31 protein-coding genes are annotated in these 25,688 nt (G+C 61.9%); 27 read left to right on the forward strand and 4 right to left on the reverse strand.

What is annotated here, in order from left to right:
- The first annotated feature begins 26 nt into the window (after positions 1–26).
- The gene (locus WH367_RS10250; RefSeq protein ID WP_339535918.1) at positions 27–719 is read left to right on the forward strand and encodes a dienelactone hydrolase family protein; all 693 of its coding nucleotides are present in this window, start codon (positions 27–29) and stop codon (positions 717–719) included.
- Positions 720–864: 145 nt separating this feature from the next.
- Positions 865–2,916, forward strand: coding sequence for a bifunctional 2',3'-cyclic-nucleotide 2'-phosphodiesterase/3'-nucleotidase (locus WH367_RS10255; RefSeq protein WP_339535920.1), 2,052 nt, complete (start codon positions 865–867; stop codon positions 2,914–2,916).
- Between the two features lie 23 nt (positions 2,917–2,939).
- Here the strand turns inward: WH367_RS10255 and WH367_RS10260 are convergent, their stop codons facing one another.
- Both WH367_RS10260 and hemB read right to left on the reverse strand, forming a co-directional pair.
- Positions 2,940–4,187: a magnesium transporter CorA family protein gene (locus WH367_RS10260; protein WP_445228103.1), complete on the reverse strand. Its 1,248-nt coding sequence runs from the start codon at positions 4,185–4,187 to the stop codon at positions 2,940–2,942.
- A 71-nt stretch (positions 4,188–4,258) separates the two neighbouring features.
- Entirely contained in the window at positions 4,259–5,272 is a 1,014-nt protein-coding gene (hemB, locus tag WH367_RS10265) for a porphobilinogen synthase (protein WP_133857634.1), read from the reverse strand.
- Positions 5,273–5,471: 199 nt separating this feature from the next.
- On the opposite strand from hemB, the gene WH367_RS10270 reads away from it, so the two are divergent.
- From WH367_RS10270 to WH367_RS10370, 21 genes are all read left to right on the forward strand, one after another.
- The gene (locus WH367_RS10270; RefSeq protein WP_339535923.1) at positions 5,472–5,891 is read left to right on the forward strand and encodes a CopD family protein; all 420 of its coding nucleotides are present in this window, start codon (positions 5,472–5,474) and stop codon (positions 5,889–5,891) included.
- Between the two features lie 60 nt (positions 5,892–5,951).
- Positions 5,952–7,166 (forward strand): VanZ family protein, encoded by a 1,215-nt coding sequence (locus WH367_RS10275; RefSeq protein ID WP_339535925.1) that lies wholly within the window; start codon positions 5,952–5,954, stop codon positions 7,164–7,166.
- A gap of 91 nt (positions 7,167–7,257) precedes the next feature.
- Positions 7,258–7,611 (forward strand): (2Fe-2S) ferredoxin domain-containing protein, encoded by a 354-nt coding sequence (locus WH367_RS10280; protein ID WP_021026531.1) that lies wholly within the window; start codon positions 7,258–7,260, stop codon positions 7,609–7,611.
- 98 nt (positions 7,612–7,709) lie between these two features.
- Entirely contained in the window at positions 7,710–8,351 is a 642-nt protein-coding gene (locus tag WH367_RS10285) for an alpha/beta hydrolase (RefSeq protein WP_339535926.1), read from the forward strand.
- Between the two features lie 85 nt (positions 8,352–8,436).
- A complete protein-coding gene (locus tag WH367_RS10290; protein ID WP_021026533.1) occupies positions 8,437–9,609 on the forward strand; it encodes a D-alanyl-D-alanine carboxypeptidase family protein in 1,173 nt (390 codons plus the stop codon).
- A 599-nt stretch (positions 9,610–10,208) separates the two neighbouring features.
- A complete protein-coding gene (gene rpsL / locus WH367_RS10295; RefSeq protein ID WP_012202325.1) occupies positions 10,209–10,586 on the forward strand; it encodes a 30S ribosomal protein S12 in 378 nt (125 codons plus the stop codon).
- 169 nt (positions 10,587–10,755) lie between these two features.
- Positions 10,756–11,229, forward strand: coding sequence for a 30S ribosomal protein S7 (gene rpsG / locus WH367_RS10300; RefSeq protein WP_021026534.1), 474 nt, complete (start codon positions 10,756–10,758; stop codon positions 11,227–11,229).
- A 158-nt stretch (positions 11,230–11,387) separates the two neighbouring features.
- Positions 11,388–13,499 carry an elongation factor G gene (gene fusA, locus WH367_RS10305; protein ID WP_021026535.1) on the forward strand — a complete coding sequence of 704 codons (2,112 nt, stop codon included), beginning with the start codon at positions 11,388–11,390 and terminating at the stop codon, positions 13,497–13,499.
- 146 nt (positions 13,500–13,645) lie between these two features.
- Positions 13,646–14,836, forward strand: coding sequence for an elongation factor Tu (gene tuf / locus WH367_RS10310; protein ID WP_116926819.1), 1,191 nt, complete (start codon positions 13,646–13,648; stop codon positions 14,834–14,836).
- A 25-nt stretch (positions 14,837–14,861) separates the two neighbouring features.
- A complete protein-coding gene (gene rpsJ, locus WH367_RS10315; RefSeq protein WP_021025591.1) occupies positions 14,862–15,173 on the forward strand; it encodes a 30S ribosomal protein S10 in 312 nt (103 codons plus the stop codon).
- 233 nt (positions 15,174–15,406) lie between these two features.
- Positions 15,407–16,078, forward strand: a complete 672-nt coding sequence (gene rplC / locus WH367_RS10320) for a 50S ribosomal protein L3 (RefSeq protein ID WP_021025592.1) — start codon at positions 15,407–15,409, stop codon at positions 16,076–16,078.
- Positions 16,078–16,698, forward strand: coding sequence for a 50S ribosomal protein L4 (gene rplD / locus WH367_RS10325; RefSeq protein ID WP_021025593.1), 621 nt, complete (start codon positions 16,078–16,080; stop codon positions 16,696–16,698). Before rplC ends, rplD begins: the two co-directional genes overlap by 1 nt.
- On the forward strand, positions 16,695–17,030 hold the full coding sequence (gene rplW, locus WH367_RS10330) for a 50S ribosomal protein L23 (protein WP_021025594.1): 336 nt from the start codon (positions 16,695–16,697) through the stop codon (positions 17,028–17,030). Before rplD ends, rplW begins: the two co-directional genes overlap by 4 nt.
- A gap of 2 nt (positions 17,031–17,032) precedes the next feature.
- The gene (gene rplB, locus WH367_RS10335; RefSeq protein ID WP_021025595.1) at positions 17,033–17,857 is read left to right on the forward strand and encodes a 50S ribosomal protein L2; all 825 of its coding nucleotides are present in this window, start codon (positions 17,033–17,035) and stop codon (positions 17,855–17,857) included.
- A 10-nt stretch (positions 17,858–17,867) separates the two neighbouring features.
- Complete coding sequence (gene rpsS, locus WH367_RS10340; RefSeq protein ID WP_027010580.1) at positions 17,868–18,143, forward strand: 30S ribosomal protein S19; 276 nt, start codon at positions 17,868–17,870, stop codon at positions 18,141–18,143.
- A 10-nt stretch (positions 18,144–18,153) separates the two neighbouring features.
- On the forward strand, positions 18,154–18,486 hold the full coding sequence (rplV, locus tag WH367_RS10345; RefSeq protein WP_021025597.1) for a 50S ribosomal protein L22: 333 nt from the start codon (positions 18,154–18,156) through the stop codon (positions 18,484–18,486).
- Positions 18,487–18,502: 16 nt separating this feature from the next.
- Complete coding sequence (gene rpsC / locus WH367_RS10350) at positions 18,503–19,366, forward strand: 30S ribosomal protein S3 (RefSeq protein WP_021025598.1); 864 nt, start codon at positions 18,503–18,505, stop codon at positions 19,364–19,366.
- A gap of 2 nt (positions 19,367–19,368) precedes the next feature.
- Complete coding sequence (rplP, locus tag WH367_RS10355; RefSeq protein ID WP_021025599.1) at positions 19,369–19,785, forward strand: 50S ribosomal protein L16; 417 nt, start codon at positions 19,369–19,371, stop codon at positions 19,783–19,785.
- A gap of 17 nt (positions 19,786–19,802) precedes the next feature.
- Positions 19,803–20,000, forward strand: coding sequence for a 50S ribosomal protein L29 (gene rpmC, locus WH367_RS10360; RefSeq protein ID WP_021025600.1), 198 nt, complete (start codon positions 19,803–19,805; stop codon positions 19,998–20,000).
- A gap of 11 nt (positions 20,001–20,011) precedes the next feature.
- A complete protein-coding gene (gene rpsQ / locus WH367_RS10365) occupies positions 20,012–20,281 on the forward strand; it encodes a 30S ribosomal protein S17 (protein WP_021025601.1) in 270 nt (89 codons plus the stop codon).
- Positions 20,282–20,409: 128 nt separating this feature from the next.
- Positions 20,410–20,919 carry a peroxiredoxin gene (locus WH367_RS10370; RefSeq protein ID WP_339521253.1) on the forward strand — a complete coding sequence of 170 codons (510 nt, stop codon included), beginning with the start codon at positions 20,410–20,412 and terminating at the stop codon, positions 20,917–20,919.
- A gap of 107 nt (positions 20,920–21,026) precedes the next feature.
- On the opposite strand, the gene WH367_RS10375 is transcribed toward WH367_RS10370, so the two are convergent.
- Together WH367_RS10375 and WH367_RS10380 are read right to left on the reverse strand one after the other, a co-directional pair.
- Positions 21,027–21,521: a GNAT family N-acetyltransferase gene (locus tag WH367_RS10375; protein WP_021025603.1), complete on the reverse strand. Its 495-nt coding sequence runs from the start codon at positions 21,519–21,521 to the stop codon at positions 21,027–21,029.
- Positions 21,522–21,630: 109 nt separating this feature from the next.
- Complete coding sequence (locus WH367_RS10380; protein WP_052329777.1) at positions 21,631–22,143, reverse strand: TlpA family protein disulfide reductase; 513 nt, start codon at positions 22,141–22,143, stop codon at positions 21,631–21,633.
- A 136-nt stretch (positions 22,144–22,279) separates the two neighbouring features.
- Here WH367_RS10380 and WH367_RS10385 point away from each other — a divergent pair, with 136 nt between their 5' ends.
- From WH367_RS10385 to ptsP, 4 genes are all read left to right on the forward strand, one after another.
- Positions 22,280–22,825: a hypothetical protein gene (locus WH367_RS10385; RefSeq protein ID WP_339521254.1), complete on the forward strand. Its 546-nt coding sequence runs from the start codon at positions 22,280–22,282 to the stop codon at positions 22,823–22,825.
- Between the two features lie 143 nt (positions 22,826–22,968).
- Positions 22,969–23,418 (forward strand): PTS sugar transporter subunit IIA, encoded by a 450-nt coding sequence (locus WH367_RS10390; protein ID WP_021025605.1) that lies wholly within the window; start codon positions 22,969–22,971, stop codon positions 23,416–23,418.
- The gene (locus WH367_RS10395) at positions 23,387–23,656 is read left to right on the forward strand and encodes an HPr family phosphocarrier protein (RefSeq protein WP_027010583.1); all 270 of its coding nucleotides are present in this window, start codon (positions 23,387–23,389) and stop codon (positions 23,654–23,656) included. The genes WH367_RS10390 and WH367_RS10395 overlap by 32 nt, the downstream gene beginning before the upstream one ends.
- Before the next feature lie 259 nt (positions 23,657–23,915).
- Complete coding sequence (ptsP, locus tag WH367_RS10400) at positions 23,916–25,676, forward strand: phosphoenolpyruvate--protein phosphotransferase (protein WP_021025607.1); 1,761 nt, start codon at positions 23,916–23,918, stop codon at positions 25,674–25,676.
- Positions 25,677–25,688 lie beyond the last annotated feature (12 nt).

Genomic DNA, 25,688 nt, shown 5'->3' on the forward strand with positions numbered 1-25,688 from the left:
AATCTGTTTAGCAAGGAGTGATCGCTATGGGACATTTTGTAGATCTGACCTCGGCCGACGGCCTGGTGTTTCCCGCCTACATCGCCGAGCCTGAAGGCAAAGCGCGCGGCGCCATCGTGGTGGTGCAGGAGATCTTTGGCGTCAATTCGCACATCCGCTCGGTGGCGGACCGCATTGCCCAAAGCGGCTATGTAGCGATTGCGCCCGCCACGTTTGCCCGCGTCAAGCCCGGTGTGGACCTGGGCTACAGCGAGGCCGACATGCAAGCCGGTGTGGCCCTGAAGGCCGCTGCCGAAGCGCCCACCGTGGCCCCTGGCGTGCTGCTGGACCTGCAGGCCGCGATTGACGAAGGCGCACGCCGCAGCGGCGGCAAGGTCGGCATCACCGGCTTTTGCTGGGGCGGTCTGCTGGCCTGGCGCGCGGCCTGCGAGCTCCAGGGCCTGTCGGCTTCGGTGCCCTACTACGGCGGCGGCATGACCACCGGCGACGAGATCGCGCGCACGCCGCATTGCCCGGTGATGGCCCATTTTGGCGACAAGGACCACTGGATCTCGCTGGCGTCGGTGGATGCCTTCCGCAGCGCCCACCCGGAGGCCGAGGTCTATGTCTACGCGGCCGACCACGGCTTTAATTGTGACCAGCGCGGCTCGTACGATGCAGCGGCATCGGCCGCCGCACGGGCGCGCAGCATGGCCTTTTTTGCCAAGCATGTAGGCTGAGCGGTCACTCCCGCCTAGCGCCGCACCAAGCCTTGCAGGTTCTGAGCCTGCAAGGCTTTGTTGCATTTTCGGGGGCCGCTCGTAACACCGTCGTCATAGGGGCTGCAGATGATGCGCGCATTGCTCACTTTCAACGACAAACACCATGCGCACCCCCTTTTTCCGTGCCGCCGACCTGCGGATGGCACCGCTTCCCTTGGCCGCGCTGGCCGCTGCCGCCATGCTGACGGCCTGCGGCGGTGGCGGCTCCAGCAGCACCAAAGCGGCGACCGCCACCTTGGCGGTGCTGGAGACCACGGACCTGCACTTCAACATCCGCAGCTACGACTACTTCAAACTGGCCGATGACCCCTCGTATGGCTTTGAGCGCACGGCCACCCTGATCCGCCAGGCGCGCAGCGACTTTGCCAATACCTTGCTGGTGGACAACGGCGACACCATCCAGGGCACCGCCTTGGCCGACTACGAGGCGCAGGTGGCGCCGATTGCCTGCGACCAGCAGCTGTCGATGTACAAGGCCATGGCCGTGTTCAAGTTCGATGCCGGCACCTTGGGCAACCATGAGTTCAACTATGGCCTGCCCTTCCTCAACCAGGTGCTCGGTGGCGGCCTCCAGGTCGATGGCGTCGATGCCAGCAAGAAGTGCGCGGGCAATGGCTACCCGATGGCGCTGGCCAATGTGCTCAGCAGCCAGACCAAGGCCCCGCTGGTGTCGCCCTATGTGGTGCTGGAGCGCGAGATCAGCGGCACCGACAGCGACGGCAAGGCCGTCAAGCTGCCCATCAAGATCGGCGTGATCGGATTTACCACGCCCGGCATCCTGGGCTGGGACAAGCGCCATCTGGAAGGCAAGGTGCAGGTGACCGGCGCCGTCGAGGCGGCGCAAAAGTATGTGCCCGAGCTGCGCAGCAAGGGTGCCGACGTGGTCGTGGCGCTGCTGCACGGCGGCCTGGACGCCTCGGAATACCGCGCCGACATGGAGAACCCGGGCCTCTACCTGAGCAAGGTGGCAGGCGTCGACGCGATGGTGATGGGCCACCAGCACAGCGTGTTCCCCGACACGGCCGCGCAACCGGCCTTCAGCATGGCGGGGGTCGACAATAAGGCCGGCACCATCAACGGCGTGCCGGCGGTGATGGCCAGCAGCTGGGGCAAGGCGCTGGGCGTGGTGGCGCTGGCCCTGAAGTGGGACGGCAAGGCCTGGAGCGTGGACAAGACGCAGAGCAAGTCGGAGCTGCGCAGCACGACCACCGGCAAGGATGCCGCCGGCAAGACCAGCTATGTGGCCGTTGACAGCAGCATTGCACCGGTGGTGGAGAGCCACCACCAGGCGGCGATCAGCTATGTGAAAACGCCGGTGGGCCAGACGGACTTTCGCATGGGCACGCAGTTTGCCGATGTGGGCGACCCCGGCGCGATCCAGCTGGTCAACCAGGCGCAGCAGGACTATGTGCAGCGCTATGTGCAGGCCAACCTGCCGCAGTATGCGCAGCTGCCGGTGCTGTCGGTGAGCGCGCCGTTCAAGTCGGGCTTCCAGGGCGGTGGCGATTACACCGATGTGGCCGCCGGCCCGCTGGCGATCTACAACGCGGCTGACCTCTACCTCTACCCCAACACCGTCTACGCGGTCAAGGTGAACGGCGCGCAGATCAAGCGCTGGCTCGAGGCCGCTGCCCAGCGCTTCAACCGCATCGACCCGGCTGCCACCGCAGACCAGTGGCTGATCAGCAGCTTCCCCGGCTACAACTTCGACATGTTCACCACCGCCGATATGCGCTACCAGATCGATGTGACCCAGCCCGTTGGCAGCCGCATCGTGGATCTGCAGTACAAGGGCGCGCCGATCGACCCGGCGCAGGACTTTGTGATTGCCACCAACAACTACCGCGCCACCAGCGGCAAAAGCTTTCTGCCGGAGCTCGATGGCCGCGCCACGATCTATGCCTCGCCCGATGCCAACCGCGATGTGGTGATCTCGTACATCAAGGACCACCCGCAGGTGACCCGCGCAGCCAACGGCGCTGCCCACAGCTGGCGCTTTGCCAAGACGCCAACGGCCGGCAAGGTTCTGTTCACGTCGGCGGCCAATGCGCTGTCGGTGGCGCAGGCAGCGGGCCTGGCTAATGTCTCGCTGGACAAGGCCGATGACGGCACGGGCACACAGCGCGCGGTCTACCGCATTGATCTGGGCCAGTAAGCCGTCCAGCAGCGGTGCAAGCGCTATCTGCCCGTGCGGGTCAGGTAGCGCTTGTACGAGAAAAAGCCGATCAGCGCCACGGTGATGCAGGCCATCACGCCCATCGCCCACCAGAAGCCGTCTTCCTTGTGGATGAGCGGGATGAATTCGAAGTTCATGCCAAAGATCGCGGCAATCAGGTTGAGCGGCAGGAAGATGGCGGTGATGGTGGTGAGCGTGCGCATGATGTCGTTGGCACGGTTGCTCTGGACCGAGAAATGCATCTGCACGGCGGTCTCGGTGCTTTGCTCCAGCCGGCGCACATGGTGCACCACGCGCTCTATGTGTTCGAGCACATCGCGGCTGCGCACCTTCAGCGCTTCCAGCTCGCGCTGGGCGCTGGGCGCCTCGGGCTGGGGCCAGGTCTCCAGCGCATCGACCCAGTCCTGCACGGCCGCGCGCTGGTCCTCGCAGATCTCGTCGAGCTGGTGCAGGGACAGGCGCGCTTCGAGCAGCGCCTGCCAGTTGGCAATGCGCTTGCGCGGCGACAGCAGCGCGCTTTGCCACTGGTCCAGGTGGCGCGAGAGTTCGCGGCGCAGGTCCAGGTAGTTGTCCACAATGATGTTGACCACGCGCATCATCAGATCGGCCGGGGACATGGGCAGGCGGATGGGCTGCAGGCCGCCCGGTGTGGGGCTGCTGCCGGGGTTGCGAAAGGCCTTGTCCTCGCGTGCCAGGCGCTCTTGCGTGGCATGCGATATCTGGCCCAGGTCGGGCGCATTGGCATCCTGCGGGGCGGGCGCGCCGGCCTTGGCAAACTGCAGCAGGCGCCGGGCATAGGCGTCGCGCACGGTGCAGTCCTCGGGGTGCACCGACAGCAGCACCCGCTCCCAGGCGGCAAAGCCCACCGGGATGGTGCTGATGTGGGGAGCCTCATTGATGGGCTTGGCAGCGGCGGTGCGCCGGGCGGCGGCCAAGGCGGCGGTGCCCGCCTGCGAGGGGGTGCTGGCCAGGCGCCGTATCACCAGCAGGTCGTACTGCGAGGTGTAGTCGTAGTGGGAGGGGAGCTGGGCATTGAGCAGGTCGGAGACATGCAGATCGACCAGCGGCGCGCCGCTGAGCTTTTGCAGCGCCAGCTGCAGGCTGCCCAGCTGCTCGCTGAAATAACCGCGCGTGCAGGCCAGCCACAAAAAGCCCTTGGCGGGGAGTTCATAGGGCACGGCGGCCAGCTCGCTGGCCTCGTTGCCGATGATGTGAAAGATGCGGATGCTGCTGGGTGTACTCACCGGAATTCCTCGATCGGTTCAGGCGCAGCATGGCAAAAAAAACGGGCCTGTGCAAGCCCGTGCTGGTATTTTTGCTATCAGTTTTTCTCTTTGAGCCAGCGCGCGGCGTCCAGCGAGAAATAGGTCAGGATGCCATCGGCGCCGGCCCGCTTGAAGGCCAGCAGCGACTCCATCATCACCTGGTCATGGTCCAGCCAGCCGTTTTGCGCGGCGGCCTTGAGCATCGCGTACTCTCCGCTGACCTGGTAGGCAAAGGTGGGCACCTTGAACTCGTCCTTGACGCGGCGCACCACATCCAGGTAGGGCATGCCGGGCTTGACCATCACCATGTCGGCGCCTTCGGCCAGGTCCTGGGCCACTTCGCGCAGCGCCTCGTCGGTGTTGGCCGGGTCCATCTGGTAGACATTCTTGTCGGCCTTGCCCAGCGCGCCGCGTGTGCCCACCGCATCGCGGAAGGGGCCGTAGAAGGCGCTGGCGTACTTGGCGCTGTAGGCCATGATGCGGGTGTAGATGTGGCCCTGGGATTCGAAAGCCTCGCGGATCGCGCCGATGCGGCCGTCCATCATGTCGCTGGGGGCGACGATGTCGACACCGGCCTCGGCATGGTTGAGCGCCTGGCCCACGAGGATCTCGACGGTCTCGTCATTGAGGATGTAGCCGGTCTCGTCGAGCAGGCCGTCCTGGCCGTGGCTGGTGTAGGGGTCGAGCGCCACATCGGTCATCACGCCCAGCTGGGGGAATTCCTTTTTCAGCGCCCGCACCACGCGCGGGATCAGGCCATCGGGGTTGAGCGCCTCCTTGCCGTCGGGGGTCTTGAGCGCCGTATCGATCTGGGGGAAGAGGGCCATCACCGGAATGCCCAGCGCCACGCACTGCTCGGCCACCGGCAGCAACAGGTCCAGGCTCAGGCGGTCGACGCCGGGCATGGACAGCACGGGCTCGCGCTTGCCTTGTCCTTCATGCACAAAGACCGGGTAGATGAAGTCGTGCGGGGTGAGCACGTTCTCGCGGACCAGGTTGCGGGTGAAGGCGTCGCGGCGCAGACGGCGCGGACGGTTGTGGGGAAAGGGGGTGGGGCTGGACAGATGCATGCATCAATTGTGCGCCAGATCAACGGCAGGCTGCACAGCGCGGACCCGAGAGACTGCGCTGGGCATGGAGGAATGGACGCTGGGCTTGTGCCGGGCTTGCGCCAGATCAAGGCCGGGCTTGCGCGCGGCATCGGACCGCTTTTAAGCCGGGGTCCAGCGCTGGGCCATCGTGCCAGCCACTACACTGTGGCGCATGCTCATGCTGTGGATCAAAGCCTTTCATATCGTGTTTGTGGCCAGCTGGTTTGCGGGCCTGTTCTACCTGCCCCGGATCTTCGTGAACCTAGCCATGGTGCCGGCCGACTCGCAGGCCGAGCGCGAGCGCCTGCTGCTGATGGCGCGCAAGCTCCTGCGCTTCATGACGATGATTGCGGTGCTGGCGCTGGGCCTGGGCCTGTGGCTGTGGCTGGGTTGGTGGCGCGGTGCTGGCGGCTGGCTGCATGCCAAGCTGTTCTTTGTGCTGCTGGTCATTGGCTACCACCATGCCTGCGCCGTGCTGCTGCGCAAGATCGCCAATGGCACGGACCTGCATTCGCATGTCTGGTACCGCTGGTTCAACGAGGTACCGGTGGTTGCCATGGTCATCATCGTGGTGCTGGTCGTCGTCAAACCCTTTTAATTCGCGCACACTTGGGTAGCCCATCACGGACAACGATCTGCGCACCAGGGCCTACGCACCATGCCTGACAGCCGCTCCGCACCCCTCAGCCTGCAAGAGCCTGCCCCGGCCGGCGAACACCGCACCATCGCCTGGCCGCTGGTGCCGGTGTATGTGGCGCTGATCGTCTTTGCCAGCCTCTTTCCCTTTGCCGGCTGGCGCACCCAGGGCATCTCGCCGGCGGAGTTCTTGCTCGCCCGCATCCCGCCGCCGTACTGGACCTGGTTCGATGTCTGGATCAATGTGGCCGGCTACGCGCCGCTGGGCTTGCTGCTGAGCCTGGGTTGGTGGCGCCATGGCTGGGTCAGGACGGGCTGGTTCTGGGCCTTGTGCGTGGGCAGCCTGCTGTCGCTTGCGATGGAGTTCCTGCAGATTTTTCTGCCGCTGCGGGTGTCCAGCAACATGGACTGGCTGCTCAACAGCATCGGCACCTTGCTGGGCGCGCTGGCCGTGCCCTTGCTGGCTTGGCTGGGTATCTTGCGGCGCTGGCGCGATGTACGGGCACGCTGGTTCGATGCCGATGCGCGGGGCGCCATCGTGCTGCTGATGCTGTGGCCGCTGGCCTTGCTGTTCCCGGCCGCGCAGCCCTTTGGCCTGGGCCAGGTGTTTGACCGGCTGGAGATGTGGCTGGTCGATATGCTGGAGAACTCGGCCTTCGAGCACTGGATGCCCAACTTCATGCAGGCCACCGAGCCGCTGTCGCCCATCGGCCAGCTGATGGCCGTGCTGCTGGGGCTGCTGATTCCCTGCTGGCTGGCCTTCAGCGTGATGGGCAGCGTGACGCGGCGCATGGCCATGGTGGCGCTGGTGGTGCTGAGCGGCATTGCCGTCTCGGCGCTGTCGTCCTCGCTGAGCTACGGGCCGACCTATGCCTGGGACTGGCTGGACCAGACCACGCGCCTGGGCATCGCGCTGGCCGTGTCGCTGGCGCTGCTGCAGGTGGGCCTGCCGCGCCGCTACTGCGTGCTGCTGCTGCTGATGGGGCTGATGATCGATGTCAACCTGCTCAACCAGTCGCCGCCCAATCCTTACTACGCCGATGCCTTGCAGTCCTGGGAGCAGGGGCGCTTTATCCGCTTTTTTGGGCTGGGCCAGTGGCTCAGCTGGCTGTGGCCGTTTGCGGTGATCGCCTATGTGCTGCTGCGCCTGGGCCGGCTGCCGGCCGTGGTGGCGGCGCGCCGGCGCCAACGGCTGCACCAGCACGCGGCCTCCGGCACCCCGCCCGAGCAAGGCTAAACGCAGTAGCCCGTGGCAGTATTGCGGCCTCTGGGCGCCAGGCGGGCGCCAAGCTGCCACAATGGGGGATCGCATTCGAAGAGAGCTTGGCATGAGCGAGCAAAAACCTGGCAACGACGGCCAGTACTACCAGCACCATGTGTTCTTCTGCCTCAATGACCGCGTCAATGGCGAAGACAGCTGTGCCCACCATGGCGCCAAGGACATGTTTGACCACTGCAAGGCCCGCGTCAAAGCCGAGGGCCTGAGCGGACCGGGCAAGGTGCGCGTCAACAAGGCCGGCTGCCTGGACCGCTGCGCAGGCGGGCCCATCATGGCGGTCTACCCCGAAGGCGTCTGGTACACCTATATCGACAATGACGATATCGACGAGATCGTCGAGTCGCACCTGAAGAACGGCAAGGTGGTCGAGCGCTTGCTGACCCCGCCCGACGTGGGCCGCTGAACGCGCGCCTGCTTCCTCCCCCGACTTTTTCCCGCATAGACACAGGGCGCCACTGCCGCTGCAGGCGCTGGCTGGCCCGCCATGGAGTAGACCGCAGCATGAACGCGCAAACCGTACGTTTCACCATCCACGGGCCGGCCGGCATTCTGGAAGTGGCCCGCGATCTGGCCGCCAGCTCCGATGGCGCGCAGCGCGGCACGGCCATCATTGCCCACCCCCATCCGCTGTTTGCCGGCACGATGGACAACAAGGTGGTGCAGACCCTGGCGCGCGCCTTTGTGGCCAGCGGCTGGACGGCGCTGCGCTTTAACTTTCGTGGTGTCGGCCAATCGGCAGGCAGCTATGACGAAGGCCGGGGCGAGCGCGAGGATTTTCTGGCCGTTGTCGAGCAGCTCGCGCCCCAGGGGAATCTGGCGCTGGCCGGTTTTTCTTTTGGCTCCTTTGTGATGAGCCATGCCTTGGCGGAACTTTGGCCCCAACGCCAGATCGACAAGGCGGTGTTCGTGGGCACGGCCGCATCGCGCTTTACGGTGGCGACCTTGCCTCCCGAAGCCCATGAGCGCACCTTGGTGGTACATGGCGAAGCCGATGACACGGTGCCGCTCGCTGCGGTGATGGACTGGGCACGGCCTCAGATACTACCGGTTACGGTTGTGCCCGGAGGTGGGCATTTTTTCCACGGACAATTACCGCTTCTCAAAGGCTTGGTCACGCGGCACCTGCTGGCCCCCGCCTTGTGACGGTGGTGTAGTATTGCTATTGTTTTTGATATCCTGCGGCCAGTCTTCATGCGCTGCAGGCACTTGTTTCTAAGAGTTGAACGACATGAAATCGAGCTTGATGCCCACCCTGCGTAACTGGGCTGCAGCAGCGCTGCTGGCGCCCACCCTGGCCTTTGCCCAATTGGCAGCGCCCCAGCCGCCCGAGATCGCGGCGCGCAACTACCTGCTGTTTGACGTGACCACCGGCCAGATCCTGGCGGCCAAGGATGTGGATGCGCCGGTCGAGCAGGCATCGCTGACCAAGCTGATGACCGGCTATGTGGTGTTCGATGCGCTGCGCAACAAGAAGATCAGCCTGGAGCAGACCATGCCGGTGAGCGAGCGCGCCTGGAAGATGCCCGGCTCGCGCATGTTCATCGACCCCAAGATGCAGGTGAAGGTGGATGACCTGCTGCACGGCATGATCGTGCAATCGGGCAACGACGCGACGATGGCACTGGCTGAAGCCGTGGGCGGCACCGCCGAGAACTTTGTGCGCCTGATGAACGAGCAGGCCAAGGCGCTGGGCATGACCAACACGGCCTACAAGAACCCCGAAGGCCTGACCGAGCCCGGCCACACGACGACGGCCAAGGACCTGAGCATTCTGGCCAACCGCCTGATCAAGGATTTCCCGGAGTACATGCACTACTACGCGACCAAGCAGTGGTTCTACCCCGGCACGCCCAAGTCCAACGGCACCAATCGTAATACTTTGTTGTTCCGCGACCCGACGGTGGACGGCCTCAAGACCGGCCACACCAATGCCGCCGGCTACTGCCTGGTGTCCACCGCCAAGCGCCAGGTGCCCAATGCGGGCGAGCGCCGCCTGATCTCCATCCTGCTGGGTGCTGCCAGCGACAAAGACCGCGCCAACGAAAGCCAGAAGCTGTTGAACTGGGGCTATACCGCGTTCGACACCGTCAAGCTGTTTGACGGCGGCCAGGCCGTGGCGACCCCCAAGGCCTGGAAGGGCGCGCAAGACACCGTCAAGATCGGCAGCGTGGCGCCCATCGTCGTGAATGTGCCAGCGGGCACCGGCGGCAAGCTCGAAACCCAGGTGGTGAGCCAGGAGCCGCTGATTGCGCCTTTCACCAAGGGCCAGAAGCTGGGCACCTTGAAGGTGATGGCAGGCGGCCAGCAAGTGGCCGAGGTGCCGCTGGTGGCGCTCGATGATGTCGCAGAAGCGGGCATCTTTGGCCGCGCCTGGGATGCGATCCGTCTGTGGATCAAGTAAAGCGGCGCTGATGCGGGCCCTATAAGAACCTGTTCAAAGTCTCCTCGCGCCGCGACAGCGTCTTTGCGGGATGGGATGCTAGGCGCAATACCGCAGCAATAGCCCAGCTATTGCGAGGATTTGCAACGACGCAGACCGCCCGCAAAGCCACTGTCCCTACGGGTTGGAGTGAAATCGGGCGATTTCTGCGCGCTGGCCCTTGCTTGCACCCCGGTGCAAGCTGCGTTCCATCCCTTCGAACTCATCCCGATTGCACTCCAACGCGGCTGCGTAGAGACTTTGAACAGGTTCTAAGGCCCGGCAGACGCCCAGTCCACCCCTCTGCAAAGCGTGCCCCTGGCACGCTTTGTGGTTTCTGTGCTCGCAAAAATGAGAGCGCCTGGCGCAGGGCTGCTGGGCGTTGTGCCGGGAAAGTGCCTGGATGGCGGCCACCGGGCGGCGGGCTTGGGTCCAAACCATTTGCTCAATTTGGAGTCAGGTGGTACATTAGAGGGCTTTTCGGAATTTCCGAAGGGGCTGCCGTCTTTGCCTTTGGGGCAAGGGGCTGGCAGCAAATCACGGTAAGTTCACGGTAATTTCACGTTTAGGGACGTTTATTAATGCCAACCATTAACCAACTCGTGCGTCAGGGCCGCACGGTAGAAGTTGTTAAATCCAAGAGCCCTGCTATGGAAAACTGCCCCCAGCGCCGCGGCGTGTGCACCCGTGTGTACACCACGACGCCTAAGAAGCCTAACTCGGCTTTGCGTAAGGTGGCCAAGGTTCGTCTGACCAACGGTTTCGAAGTCATTTCGTACATCGGCGGTGAAGGCCACAACCTGCAAGAGCACAGCGTTGTGCTGGTGCGCGGTGGCCGTGTGAAGGACTTGCCAGGTGTGCGTTACCACATCGTGCGCGGTTCGCTTGACCTGCAAGGCGTCAAGGACCGTAAGCAGTCCCGTTCGAAGTACGGTGCCAAGAAGCCTAAGGCCAAGTAAGCCCTGGTTTTTTGAACGAATACAAAGGTGCTGTGTCCCGCGTGGCGCGAGATTCAGCGTAGTGACCCCAAGCGCAAGTGTTTTGTGTGGGTCGAGTAAGTGGGAGTCCTTGATTGGCTCTCGCGGTGTCTGAAAAGATGCCAACTGAAGCAAAGATAGAGGTAAAGAAATGCCACGTCGTCGCGAAGTCCCCAAACGTGAAATTCTGCCGGATCCAAAGTTCGGCAATGTAGAGCTGTCCAAATTCATGAACGTGATCATGGAAGGCGGCAAGAAGGCAGTTGCTGAGCGCATCATTTACGGCGCTCTGGAACTGATCGAGAAGAAGCACCCTGATAAAGACCCACTGGAAGCTTTCGTTGTTGCCATCAACAACGTCAAGCCCATGGTCGAAGTGAAGTCCCGCCGTGTTGGCGGTGCCAACTACCAGGTGCCAGTGGAAGTGCGTCCTGTCCGTCGTCTGGCTCTGTCCATGCGCTGGATCAAGGAAGCTGCTCGCAAGCGCGGTGAAAAGTCCATGGCCCAACGCCTGGCCAATGAACTGCTGGAAGCTACGGAAGGCCGTGGCGGCGCGATGAAGCGTCGTGACGAAGTGCACCGTATGGCCGAAGCCAACAAGGCATTCAGCCACTTCCGCTTCTAAGCTGCGCGAGATCTGTCTCGATATTGCAAAGGCCGCATGCAACAATTTTTGCCTGCGGCCTTGCTCGGATTGAGACTGCCCTCACATCGTAGGCTGATGCCTGCGCAATCCGCCAGTCCGCATCGCCTCCACACTTACTGATCAACAAAGGATCAACCATGGCTCGCAAGACCCCCATCGAGCGCTACCGCAATATCGGTATTTCTGCGCACATCGACGCAGGTAAAACCACCACGACCGAACGTATCCTGTTTTACACCGGCGTGACCCACAAGCTGGGCGAAGTGCACGACGGCGCTGCTACCACCGACTGGATGGAGCAAGAGCAAGAGCGTGGCATTACCATCACTTCCGCTGCAGTGACCTGCTTCTGGAAGGGTATGGACATGTCCTACCCAGAACACCGCTTCAACATCATCGACACCCCCGGCCACGTGGACTTCACGATTGAAGTGGAACGTTCCATGCGCGTGCTCGACGGTGCTTGCATGGTGTACTGCGCTGTGGGTGGCGTGCAGCCCCAGTCCGAAACCGTTTGGCGTCAAGCCAACAAGTACAAGGTGCCACGTCTGGCCTTTGTGAACAAGATGGACCGTACCGGTGCCAACTTCTACAAGGTCTACGACCAGATGAAGCTGCGCCTGAAGGCCAACCCCGTGCCCGTGGTGATCCCAATCGGCGCTGAAGACAACTTCACCGGCGTGGTCGATCTGGTCAAGATGAAGGCCATCATCTGGGACGAAGCGTCCCAGGGCATGAAGTTCGAATACGCTGACATTCCTGCCGACCTGGTCGAGACCGCCAACAAGTGGCGTGAAAACCTGGTGGAATCGGCTGCCGAAGCCTCGGAAGACCTGATGAACAAGTACCTGGAAGAAGGTACCTTGTCCGAAGAAGACGTGAAGGCCGGTATCCGCGCCCGCACGCTGTCGACCGAAATCCAGCCAATGCTGTGCGGCACCGCGTTCAAGAACAAGGGTGTGCAGCGCATGCTGGACGCCGTGATCGACTACCTGCCTTCGCCAGTGGACATCCCTGACGTGGCTGGTACCGACCCAGAAGACGAAGAAAAGAAGCTGACCCGCAAGGCGGACGACGGCGAGAAGTTCTCCGCTCTGGCGTTCAAGCTGATGACCGACCCGTTCGTGGGCCAGTTGACCTTCGTGCGTGTGTACTCCGGCGTTCTGTCCAAGGGCGACACCGTGTACAACTCGGTCAAGGGCAAGAAAGAGCGTATCGGCCGTATCGTGCAGATGATGGCGAACGACCGTATCGAAGTGGACGAAATCCGCGCCGGTGACATCGCCGCTTGCGTGGGCCTGAAGGACGTGACCACCGGTGAAACCCTGTGTGACGTGGCTTCGCCTATCGTGCTCGAGCGCATGGTGTTCCCAGAGCCCGTGATTGCACAGGCTGTGGAACCCAAGTCGAAGGCCGACCAGGAAAAGATGGGTATCGCTCTGTCGCGTCTGGCTGCAGAAGATCCATCGTTCCGCGTGCGCTCCGACGAAGAATCGGGTCAGACCATCATCGCCGGTATGGGCGAGCTGCACCTGGAAATTATCGTTGACCGCATGAAGCGTGAATTCAACGTGGAAGCCAACGTGGGCAAGCCCCAAGTGGCCTACCGCGAAACGATTCGCCAAAAGGTGGTGGACGTGGACGGTAAGTTCGTTCGCCAGTCCGGCGGTAAGGGCCAGTACGGTCACGTGGTGTTCACGGTTGAGCCGCAAGAGCCAGGCAAGGGCTTTGAGTTCGTCGACGCCATCAAGGGCGGTGTGGTTCCTCGCGAATACATCCCTGCGGTGGAAAAGGGTGTGATCGAAGCGCTGACCTCCGGCGTGCTGGCTGGCTACCCTGTGGTGGACGTCAAAGTGACGCTGACCTTCGGTTCGTACCACGACGTGGACTCGAACGAAATGGCGTTCAAGATGGCCGCTATCTTCGGTTTCAAGGAAGCTGCTCGCAAGGCCAGCCCCGTGATCCTCGAGCCCATGATGGCCGTGGAAGTGGAAACGCCTGAAGACTACGCCGGTACCGTGATGGGTGACTTGTCTTCCCGCCGCGGTATGGTGCAGGGCATGGACGACATGGTTGGTGGCGGCAAGGCCATCAAGGCAGAAGTGCCACTGTCCGAAATGTTCGGCTACGCCACGTCGCTGCGTTCGCAAACGCAAGGCCGCGCTACGTACACGATGGAGTTCAAGCACTACGCTGAAGCCCCACGCAACGTGGCCGAGGCTATTGTCGCTTCCCGCGCAAAGGCCTAAAATATGCGCCCGCACCTGGCTTGCCAGGTGCGGATCGCTTTTTGTCTACGACCGGGTGCCGCTTTGTTTCCTGTGCGAAGCGACCCAGCAATTCGGTGTAGACGTTAAACCCAACACAGGTTTTGCTCTTTATTTGGAGAATTCTCATGGCAAAAGGTAAATTCGAACGGACCAAGCCGCACGTGAACGTGGGCACCATTGGTCACGTGGACCACGGCAAGACCACGCTGACGGCTGCTATCGCAACCGTGCTGTCTGCCAAGTTCGGCGGCGAAGCCAAGAAGTACGACGAAATCGACGCTGCTCCTGAAGAAAAGGCTCGCGGCATCACCATCAATACCGCACACGTTGAGTACGAAACGGCTAACCGCCACTACGCTCACGTGGACTGCCCAGGTCACGCCGACTATGTGAAGAACATGATCACCGGCGCTGCCCAGATGGACGGCGCTATCTTGGTTTGCTCGGCTGCTGACGGCCCCATGCCCCAGACCCGTGAACACATCCTGCTGGCTCGCCAGGTGGGCGTGCCTTACATCATCGTGTTCCTGAACAAGTGCGACATGGTGGATGACGAAGAGCTGCTGGAGCTGGTGGAAATGGAAGTCCGCGAACTGCTGGACAAGTACGATTTCCCAGGTGACGACACCCCCATCATCCGCGGCTCGGCTAAGCTGGCTCTGGAAGGCGACCAATCCGACAAGGGTGAACCCGCTATCCTGCGTCTGGCTGAAGCGCTGGACACCTACATCCCAACGCCAGAGCGCGCTGTGGACGGTGCTTTCCTGATGCCCGTGGAAGACGTGTTCTCCATCTCCGGTCGTGGTACCGTGGTGACCGGCCGTATCGAGCGCGGTATCATCAAGGTCGGCGAAGAAATCGAAATCGTCGGTATCAAGGACACCGTCAAGACCACCGTGACCGGCGTGGAAATGTTCCGCAAGCTGCTGGACCAAGGTCAAGCTGGCGACAACGTTGGCCTGCTGCTGCGCGGCACCAAGCGTGAAGACGTGGAGCGTGGCCAAGTGCTGTGCAAGCCTAACTCGATCAAGCCACACACTCACTTCACCGCTGAAGTGTATGTGCTGAGCAAGGACGAAGGCGGCCGCCACACCCCCTTCTTCAACAACTACCGTCCTCAGTTCTACTTCCGTACCACGGACGTGACCGGCGCCATCGAGCTGCCAGCTGACAAGGAAATGGTGATGCCTGGCGATAACGTGTCGATCACCGTCAAGCTGATCAACCCCATCGCTATGGAAGAAGGTCTGCGTTTCGCTATTCGCGAAGGCGGCCGTACCGTGGGCGCTGGCGTGGTTGCCAAGATCATTGCTTAATTCTTAGCACAACTGGGAATTAACCATGTCCAAGCAAAAAATCCGCATCCGCCTGAAGGCTTTCGATTACAAGTTGATCGACCAGTCCGCTGCTGAAATCGTTGAAACCGCCAAGCGCACCGGCGCGATTGTCAAGGGTCCAGTGCCCCTGCCAACCCGCATGAAGCGTTTTGACATTCTGCGCTCGCCCCACGTGAACAAGACTTCGCGTGACCAGCTGGAAATCCGCACCCACCAACGCCTGATGGACATTGTCGATCCTACCGACAAGACCGTTGACGCGCTGATGAAGCTGGACCTGGCTGCCGGCGTGGACGTCGAAATCAAACTGCAATAAGGCCTGAAAGCCACACCTGCCGGTGTGGCTGCTTGTCCTTTCTAACGCGAACTTGCCTATTTGGGAAGTTCGCGTTAGAATTTATGGCTTCGTGATCTATACATCCAATTTGCCTGGCATTTTGGTGGTAAGAGACGAAGTTTTTATTAACCTTCTTTCGTGCCTGTGGCGTCAAACCCAGGGGCAACACCGAGCCAATTGCAGTTTCGGTGGCGGAAGTTTTGGAGCAACAAATGAGTCAAAGCAACTCCCTCGGGTTGCTGGGCCGTAAGGTAGGCATGATGCGCCTGTTCACGGATGACGGCGATGCAGTGCCTGTCACCGTGGTGGATGTGTCTAACAACCGCGTGACCCAGGTCAAAACCCAAGAGAACGACGGCTACGTGGCCCTGCAGGTCACCTTTGGTCAACGCCGCGCTTCGCGCGTGACCAAGCCAGCCGCTGGCCACCTGGCCAAGGCAGGCGTGGAAGCTGGTGAAATCACCCAGGAATTCCGCGTTGAAGCTGACACCGCCGGCAAGTACGCCGCAGGTGCATCCTTGCCAGTGACCGAGATCTTCGCAGTGGGCCAAAAGGTCGACGTGCAAGGTACCTCGATCGGTAAGGGCTACGCCGGTACCATCAAGCGTCACAACTTCAAGTCGCAACGTGCTTCTCACGGTAACAGCCGTTCGCACAATGTTCCCGGCTCGATCGGTATGGCACAAGACCCAGGTCGCGTGTTCCCCGGTAAGCGCATGACCGGTCACATGGGCGATGAGACCGTGACTACCCAGAATCTCGACGTGGTTCGCATCGACGAAGCCCGTCAACTGCTGCTGATCAAGGGCGCAATCCCCGGTTCGAAGAATGGCTTCGTGACCGTGCGTCCTGCTGTCAAGGCAGCTGCTAAAGGAGCGAACTAATGAAGCTCGAACTCCTGAACGAACAAGGTAAGGCAGCCTCCCAAGTGGACGCTCCTGAGACCGTGTTTGGTCGCGATTTCAATGAAGACCTGATTCACCAGATCATCGTTGCTTACCGCGCCAACGGCCGTCAAGGCACACGCGCTCAAAAGGACCGCGAACAAGTCCGTCACACCACCGCCAAGCCTTTCAAACAAAAGGGTACTGGCCGTGCACGTGCTGGTATGTCGTCTTCGCCTCTGTGGCGTGGCGGCGGTCGCATCTTTCCGAATCTGCCTGATGAAAACTTCACGCAGAAGATCAACAAGAAGATGTACCGTGCCGGTATGGCATCCATCTTCTCGCAGCTGGCCCGTGAAGGCCGCCTGGCTGTGGTTGATTCGCTGACGGTTGATTCGCCCAAGACCAAGGTACTGGCTGACAAGTTCAAGTCCATGAACCTGGACTCGGTGATGGTGATCGCCGACGAAGTGGACGAAAACCTGTACCTCGCTTCGCGCAATCTGAAGAATGTGTTCGTGGTTGAGCCACGTTACGCTGATCCAGTGTCGCTGGTGCAATTCAAGAAAGTGCTCGTTACCAAGGGCGCTCTCGACAAACTCAAGGAGATGTTCGCATGAGCCGTGTGAACCCTACTCCCGCCGAACGCAAGTTCGACGAAGGTCGTCTGATGCAAGTGCTGGTTGCTCCTATCGTGTCCGAAAAGGCCACGCTGGTTGCTGAAAAGTCCAACGCTGTGACATTCAAGGTGCTGCAGAACGCCACCAAGCCCGAGATCAAGGCCGCTGTTGAGCTGCTGTTCAAGGTCGAAGTGAAGGGCGTGTCTGTGGTGAACACCAAGGGCAAGACCAAGCGCTTTGGCAAGACCATCGGCCGCCGCGACAACGTGCGCAAGGCTTATGTGCTGCTCAAGCCAGGTCAAGAGCTGAACCTCTCTGGGGAGGCTGCGTAATCATGGCTGTTATTAAGCTCAAACCAACTTCGCCCGGCCAACGCCATGTGGTGAAGGTGACCCGTGGCCATCTGCACAAGGGCGAAGGTTTCGCTCCTCTGCTGGAACCTCAGTTCCAAAAGGCAGGCCGCAACAACAACGGTCACATCACTACCCGTCACAAGGGCGGTGGTCACAAGCACCACTACCGTGTGGTGGACTTCAAGCGCACCAAGGACGGCATCCCCGCCAAGGTGGAACGCATTGAATACGATCCAAACCGTACCGCTCACATCGCTCTGGTGTGCTACGCAGACGGCGAGCGTCGTTATGTGATCGCTCCGCGTAACCTGGAAGTGGGCGCAACCATCATCAGTGGCTCTGAAGCACCGATCCGCGTGGGTAACACCCTGCCGATCCGCAACATCCCTGTGGGTTCGACCATTCACTGCATCGAGCTGAAGATCGGCGCTGGCGCACAAATCGCCCGTTCCGCTGGTACCTCGGCTACCCTGCTGGCTCGCGAAGGCGTCTACGCCCAAGTGCGTATGCGTTCGGGCGAAGTTCGCAAGATCCATATCGAATGCCGTGCAACCATCGGTGAAGTCGCCAACGAAGAACACAGCCTGCGCCAACTGGGCAAGGCCGGTGTCAAGCGTTGGATGGGTATTCGTCCTACCGTTCGCGGTGTGGTGATGAACCCTGTCGATCACCCACACGGTGGTGGTGAAGGCAAGACCGGTGAAGGCCGTCACGCAGTTGACCCATGGGGCAATCTGACGAAGGGCTACCGTACCCGTAACAACAAGCGCACACAGACCATGATCGTGTCGCGCCGTAAGAAGTAAGGGGTAGCAAATGACTCGTTCTCTTAAAAAGGGTCCGTTTGTTGACCATCACTTGCTGGCAAAGGTCGAAAAGGCCATCGCCACCAAGGACAAGAAACCAGTGAAGACCTGGTCGCGTCGCTCCATGGTTCTGCCCGATTTCATCGGTCTGACCATCGCCGTGCACAATGGCAAGCAACACGTACCGGTATATGTAACCGACCAGATGGTGGGCCACAAGCTCGGCGAATTCGCCCTGACGCGCACCTTCAAGGGTCACCCCGCTGATAAAAAAGCGAAACGATAAGGAGTAGACCATGTCTGAAACACGTGCAGTCCTCCGCGGCGTTCGCCTGTCGGTTGACAAAGGCCGTCTGGTTGCGGATCTGATTCGCGGCAAGAAGGTTGACCAAGCTCTGAACATTCTCGAATTCACGCAGAAAAAAGCTGCTGTGATCGTCAAGAAGGTTCTGGAGTCCGCTATCGCCAACGCTGAGCACAACGACGGCGCTGACATCGACGAATTGAAGGTCAAGACCATCTTCGTCGAGCAAGGCACCACGCTCAAGCGTTTTACCGCTCGCGCCAAGGGCCGCGGCAACCGCATCAGCAAGCCTACCTGCCACATTTATGTGACCGTGGGTAACTGAGGCCTAAAGGAAGAACATGGGACAAAAAATCCATCCTACCGGCTTCCGTCTGGCGGTCAGCCGTAACTGGTCTAGCCGCTGGTACGCAAGCAACCGTGATTTCGCCGGCATGCTGGCCGAAGACATCAAGGTTCGTGAGTACCTGAAAGAGAAGCTGAAGAACGCTGCCGTGGCACGCGTTCTGATCGAGCGTCCTGCCAAGAACGCCCGCATCACCATTTACTCGGCTCGTCCTGGTGTGGTGATCGGCAAGAAGGGTGAAGACATCGAGGCCCTGAAGAAGGAACTCGCTGCTCGCCTGGGCGTGCCAGTCGCTGTGAACATCGAAGAAGTGCGCAAGCCTGAAATCGATGCCCAGCTGATCGCTGACTCGATCACCCAGCAGCTCGAAAAGCGTATCCAGTTCCGTCGCGCCATGAAGCGTGCGATGCAGAACGCGATGCGTCTGGGCGCTCAAGGTATCAAGATCATGTCGTCGGGCCGTCTGAACGGTATCGAAATCGCACGTACCGAGTGGTACCGCGAAGGTCGTGTGCCACTGCACACCCTGCGCGCCGACATCGATTACGGCACCTCCGAAGCCAAGACCACCTACGGTGTGATCGGCGTGAAGGTGTGGGTCTACAAGGGTGACACTCTGGGTCGTAACGATCTGCCAGCCGCAGAAACGCCACGTCCTGAAGAAGAGCGTCGTCCACGTGGTCCTCGTCGTGACAACCGCAATGGCGATCGTCCATCGCGTGGCCCTCGTCGCCCCGCTGGTGGTAACACGGCTCCTGCAGACGGCAGCGACAAGCCCGCCGGCGCTGGTGCTGATTCCGTTAAGCGCGTTCGCAAGACTGACGCGCCCGCTACAGCAGCGGACGGTAAAGGAGAATAACTATGCTGCAACCTGCTCGCCGCAAATACCGCAAGGAGCAAAAGGGTCGCAACACTGGTATCGCAACCCGTGGTAACACGGTAGCGTTCGGTGATTTCGGCCTGAAATGCACGGACCGTGGCCGCCTGACGGCCCGCCAGATCGAGGCTGCACGTCGTGCAATCTCCCGTCACGTCAAGCGTGGTGGCCGTATCTGGATCCGCGTGTTCCCTGACAAGCCAATCTCGACCAAGCCAGCCGAAGTCCGTATGGGTAACGGTAAGGGCAACCCAGAGTACTACGTGGCTGAAATTCAGCCCGGTAAGATGGTGTTCGAAATCGTTGGCGTGCCCGAAGAACTGGCCCGCGAAGCGTTCCGCCTGGCTGCTGCCAAGCTGCCGCTGCGCACCACGTTCGTTACCCGTCAGCTTGGCGCTTAAATTCAGGAGAAATCGATATGACGAAAGCTGCTGAACTGCGCCAAAAAGACGTTGCTGGCCTGGAAGCCGAGATCAAGTCCTTGCAAAAGGCTCACTTTGGTCTGCGCATGCAAAAGGCAACGCAACAACTGGGCAACACCGCTACCATCAAGGCTACCCGCCGCGATGTGGCACGTGCCAAGACCATTCTTGCTGAAAAGCAAGCCGCCAAGTAATAGGAGCCGACATGACGGAAGCTAAAAAATCCCTCAAGCGCACCTTGATTGGCAAGGTGGTCAGCGATAAGCGTGAAAAGACCGTGACCGTTCTGGTAGAACGTCGCGTGAAGCACCCCATCTACGACAAGATCATGATCAAGTCCAGCAAGTACCACGCCCACGACGAAAAGGGCGAGTACAACACCGGCGATACGATCGAGATCACCGAGAGCCGTCCGCTCTCCAAGACCAAGAACTGGGTGGCTACCCGCTTGGTGCAAAAGGCTGCTTTGGTTTAAGTCTTTTGCGACTTGCACCAACGTAACTTCAAAAACGACCCACAATCTGTGGGTCGTTTTTTTATGCCCGTTTTGGCCCTCCGGCCGGCGGGATCACTGCCTGATGGGCAATTTACAAGGAGTACACCATGATCAAAGTTGGCGATTCGCTTCCCTCTGCAACCCTGAGCGAGTTTGTGGCGGTCGAGGGCAATGGCTGCAGCCTGGGCCCCAACGCCTTTGATGTGAGCAAGGAAGCGGCTGGCAAGACCATCGCTTTGTTTGCGGTGCCCGGCGCTTTCACGCCGACCTGCTCGGCCAAGCACCTGCCTGGCTACGTGGAAAAGGCAGAAGCCTTCAAGGCCGCCGGTGTGGACGAAATCTGGTGCCTGTCCGTCAATGACGCCTTTGTGATGGGCGCCTGGGGCAAGGACCAGCACACCGAAGGCAAGGTGCGCATGATTGGTGATGGCGACGCCGCCTTTGCCAAGGCCACCGGCCTGACGCTGGACCTCAACGGCAAGGGCCTGGGCCTGCGCAGCAACCGCTACTCCATGCTGGTCAAGGATGGCAAGGTGGTGCAGCTGAACGTGGAAGCCCCTGGCCAGTTCACGGTCAGCGATGCCGACACCATCCTGGCCCAAGCCAAGCAGGGTTAAGGCCACACCGGGCTGCTGTGGTGCCGTAAGGCATCGCAGGGCCTGGCCTGAATGCACAAAGCACGCCTAGGCGTGCTTTTTTGCGGGCTGAGCGTCATGCACAGCGGTCAGGGATGGACGTCTGCCTTGAGGTAGTGCGTGCCAGCGACGGGGTTGTGGTAGTAGGGCGGAATCTCTTCAAAGCCAAAATCGGCATAGAGCGCGCGGGCCGATTCCATGCTGTCCAGCGTGTCCAGCAGGATGCAGTCATAGCCCAGGCGGATGGCGCTGGCCATGGTGTAGTCCACCAGCTGGCGGCCCAGGCCAAAGCCCCGGAAGGCCTTGCGCACATAGAGGCGCTTCATCTCGCAGGCGTTGCTGTAGTCCACATCGTCCATGGGCCGCAGCGCGCAGCAGCCGGCGACCGAGCCTTCCACCAGCGCCAGCACCAGGTCGCCGCGCGGGTCGCCATATTCGCCGGGCAGCTCGGCCAGCTCATCCTCAAAACCCTGGAAGCCCAGATCAATATCCAGTGATTGGGCATATTCCCGAAAGATCTCGCGGGTCACGGCGAGCTCTTCCGGTGTGGTGGGGTGCAGGAACGTTATCTCAGGTCGGTCCACAGCGGCGGCGCTTAGTCAAGGAATGTGCAGTGTAGCGCCCGCACCATCGCAGGCGCCATCGAAAAACCGCCTATCGAGGGCGGTTTTCTTGGGGGGGTGTTGCAAAGGCTCAGGTCTCTGCCAGCAGCTTGTCGATCAGCTTGTGCAGCTCCTCAAAATTGGGGGCGCCTACATAGCGCTTGACCACCTGGCCCTGCTTGTTCACGACAAAGGTGGTCGGGGTGAGCTGGATGTCGCCCCAGTCCTTGGCAATCTGGCCGGTGTTGTCGATCGCCACCTTGAAGGGCAGCTTGCGCGACTCGGCAAAGTTGACGACATAGCTGGGCGGGTCGTAGTGCATGGCGACCGCCATGGTGTCGTAGCCCCGGTCCTTGTACTTGTCGTAGGTCTTGATGATCTCGGGCATTTCCGCCACGCAGGTGGTGCAGCTGGTGGCCCAAAAGTTCACCAGGGTGACCTTGCCCTTCATGTCGGCCGTCGTCTGGGTGCTGCCGTTGAGCAGCACAAACCGGCTCTCGGGCGCGGCCGCCTGCCCCGTGCCCTGGTAGACAAAGGCACCGATGCCAATCGCCGCAGCGATGGCCAGCGTGGTGAGGACGGTGGTGGTGGTTTTTCGGGACATGGTGCTCGGAGTCAAAGCGGTGCCGAAAGTTCGGCGCTGTGGCCATTATGCGACCAGGGCTGCTGGCGGGCGCAGCGCAGCGGCCATACCTGCGCGTCCCGCTTGACCATCGCAGTGCCGTGCCCATAATGGCCGGATGCCCCTGGCCCCCCGCCTGATCCTCCCCACTGCCTTGTTGCTGGCCGCCTGCAGCCCGGCGCTGAACTGGCGCGTGGTGGCCCTGGCCGATGCGCCACTGGACCTGATGCTGCCCTGCAAGCCCGACCGTGCGGTGCGTGATGTGGCCTGGGGCGCGCAGACCCTGGCCGTATCGATGGTGGGTTGCCAGGCAGGTGGCGCCACCTATGCGCTGGCCCATGTGGCCCTGGCGCAGCCGCAGGACGCGGCCACGGTACTGACGGACTGGCAAAAGGCACTGCACCAGCAGTTGCAGAGGACCGATGCCTGGCAGCCGCTGCCCGGGCAGGCCTTTGTCTTGCCCGGTACGCTGGAGCTACCCCAGGCGCGCCAGCTGCAGTGGCAGGGCCGCGATGGCCAAGGCCAGACGGTGTATGCCAATGCGCGCTGGTTTGCGCGCAGCGAAGGGCCGCAGGTGCGCGTGTACCAGGCGCTGGTGCTGTCACCTGGGCCATTGGCTGCTGAGGCGCTGCAGAGCTTTGTCAAAGGACTGCAGTTGCGCTAGGGTGCGGACCCACCCTGACCCTCGGCTAAGCAACACTACCAATGTTGCAGTGCCGCAAAATCGCTACACTGGGACAGGGTGCGGCTGGGCCAGGAAGGCGGCCAGCCGCGCGCCCTTCACAGAACTTCTTGGTTTTTGATTTGATGAGCAACCGGATATTGTTGATCGCCCATGCACCGCTGGCCCAGGCGCTGGCGCAATGCGCTGCGCATGTGTTCCCCGACAGCGGAGAGCACCTGATGGCGCTGGATGTGCCTGCCAGCGCCGATCCGGTGGCCTGCCTGCAGGAGGCGCAGGCCATGCTCGACCACAGCCACAGCGGCCCGGTGCTGGTGCTGAGCGACGTGTTTGGCGCGACCCCGCATAATATTGCCCAGGAGCTGGCCAAGCGCCGTGCATCCACCCGGCTGGTGGCCGGTGTCAACCTGCCGATGCTGCTGCGTGCGCTGTGCTATCGCCAAGAGACGCTGGACAGCCTCGTGGCCCGGGCCATTGCAGGGGGCAGCCAGGGCATCATGCAGGTGACGCAGAACACGCCACAGAACCAAAATATCCGAGCACATGATCAAGACCGCAGTCACCATCAGCAATAAATTGGGCCTGCATGCCCGCGCGTCGGCCAAACTCACCAAGCTCGCTGGCAGCTTTGCCTGCGAGGTCTGGATCACGCGGGGTGAGCGCCGCGTCAATGCCAAAAGCATCATGGGCGTGATGATGCTGGCCGCCGGCATTGGCACCGAGGTCAGCATCGAGACCGACGGCGCCGATGAACAGCAGGCGATGGACGCCTTGCTGGCCCTCATCAACGACAAGTTCGGCGAAGGCGAGTAAGGCGCGGCCTGGCGTCTGCAGCGGCGCGGGCTCGCTTTTCGGATCAGGAGCCGCACACCAGCACCACGGACCAAGCACCCGGCACGTCGCTGCCGGCCGGTGCTAGAGGGTTGCCCATGCGGGCACTGGCATGCGCTGCGCTTTACCTGACTGCCCGCCTTTCCCCGCGCTTTACCAGCCCCCGAGCTTGTACAGTCTTCTGAGACAGGCGTATAAATCAGCTTGGCGCAACAGCGCGCCAGCGAAGAGGAAGTTCCGCATGACATTTGCCATCCATGGAATCGCAGTGGCCCGGGGGATTGCCATTGGCCGGGCCGTCATGGCGGCGTCCAGCCACCTGGAGGTGACCCATTACCTGATCGAGCCCGACCAGGTGGCGCGTGAGATAGAGCGTGTGCGCAAAGGCCGGCTGGCGGTGATCGAAGAGCTGCAGCGCCTGCGTGGCGACCTGGGGGTCGATGCGCCGCAGGAGCTCGAGCCGCTCTTGGATGTGCACCTGATGCTGGTGCAGGACGACATGCTGTCCTCGGGTGTGCGCCAGCTGATCAGCGAGCGCCTCTACAACGCCGAATGGGCGCTGACCGCGCAGCTGGAGCTGCTGTGCCGCCAGTTCGACGAGATGGACGACGAGTACCTGCGTGAGCGCAAAGGCGACCTCGAGCAGGTGGTCGAGCGCGTGCTGCGCCATATGCGCGGCGTCTCCAGCCCGGTGGCGGCGCCGGTCAGCACGCCGCTGGGCGTGCAGGAGGGGCAGCACGACTGGGTGGCCGATGAGCGCGATGCGCCGATGGTGCTGATCGCCAATGACCTCTCGCCCGCCGACATGCTGCAGTTCAAGCAAAGCGTGTTTGCCGGCTTTGTCACGGCGGTGGGCGGCAAGACCAGCCACACCGCCATCGTCGCGCGCAGCATGGATATTCCGGCCGTCGTGGGTGCCCGCACGGCCAGCCAGCTGATCCGCGCCGATGACTGGGTCATCATCGACGGCGATGCCGGCGAGGTGATTGTCGACCCCTCGCCGATCCTGCTGGAGGAGTACCGCTTCAAGCAGCGCCAGATGCGCCTGGAACGCGAGCGCCTCTCGCGCCTGCGCGATACGCCGTCCATCACCATCGATGGCGAGCGCATCGAGCTGCTGGCCAATATCGAGCAGCCCGGCGATGGCCCGGCGGCGGTGAAAGCCGGTGCCGTGGGCGTGGGCCTGTTCCGCACCGAGTTTCTCTTCATGGGCCGGGGCGGCAAGGTACCCGATGAAGAAGAGCAGTACCGCGCCTACCGCGAGGCGCTCGAAGGCATGCAGGGCATGCCGGTGACGATCCGCACGCTCGACGTGGGCGCCGACAAGCCGCTGGACAAGGCCCAGCCCAAGGACTACTACCTCAACCCGGCGCTGGGTTTGCGCGCCATCCGCTTCAGCCTGGCTGATCCGGACATGTTCCGCACCCAGCTGCGCGCCATCTTGCGCGCAGCAGCGCATGGCCCGGTGCAATTGCTGTTTCCGATGCTCGCCCATGTCAGCGAGATCAAGCAGACCCTGGCACTGGTCGAGCAAGCCTCGCAGGAGCTGCGCGAGCGCAATGTGCCCCAGGGCCTGGTCAAGCTCGGCGCGATGGTCGAGATACCGGCCGCAGCGCTGACGGTGCGCACCTTTTTGAAGTACTTCGATTTCCTCTCGATCGGCACCAACGACCTGATCCAGTACACCTTGGCGATCGACCGGGCCGATGAGGCGGTGTCGCAGCTCTACGACCCCTTCCACCCCGCCGTGCTGCGCCTGGTGGCCGAGGTCATCCAGGCGGCGAATGCCGCCGGCAAGGATGTCTGCGTCTGCGGCGAGATGGCCGGCGATACCGCGATGACCCGCTTGCTGCTGGGCCTGGGCCTGCGCAGCTTTTCGATGCAGCCCGCGCAGATCCTGGCCATCAAGCAGCAGGTGCTGCGGGCCGACACGCGGCGCCTGGTCGGCTGGGCCCAGCAGGTGATTGCGTCAGAAGATCCGGCTGGCGTGCTGGAGAGTTAAAGGCCTCGGCCC

The organism is Comamonas sp. MYb21, assembly GCF_037479395.1.
Lineage (GTDB): Bacteria > Pseudomonadota > Gammaproteobacteria > Burkholderiales > Burkholderiaceae_C > Comamonas.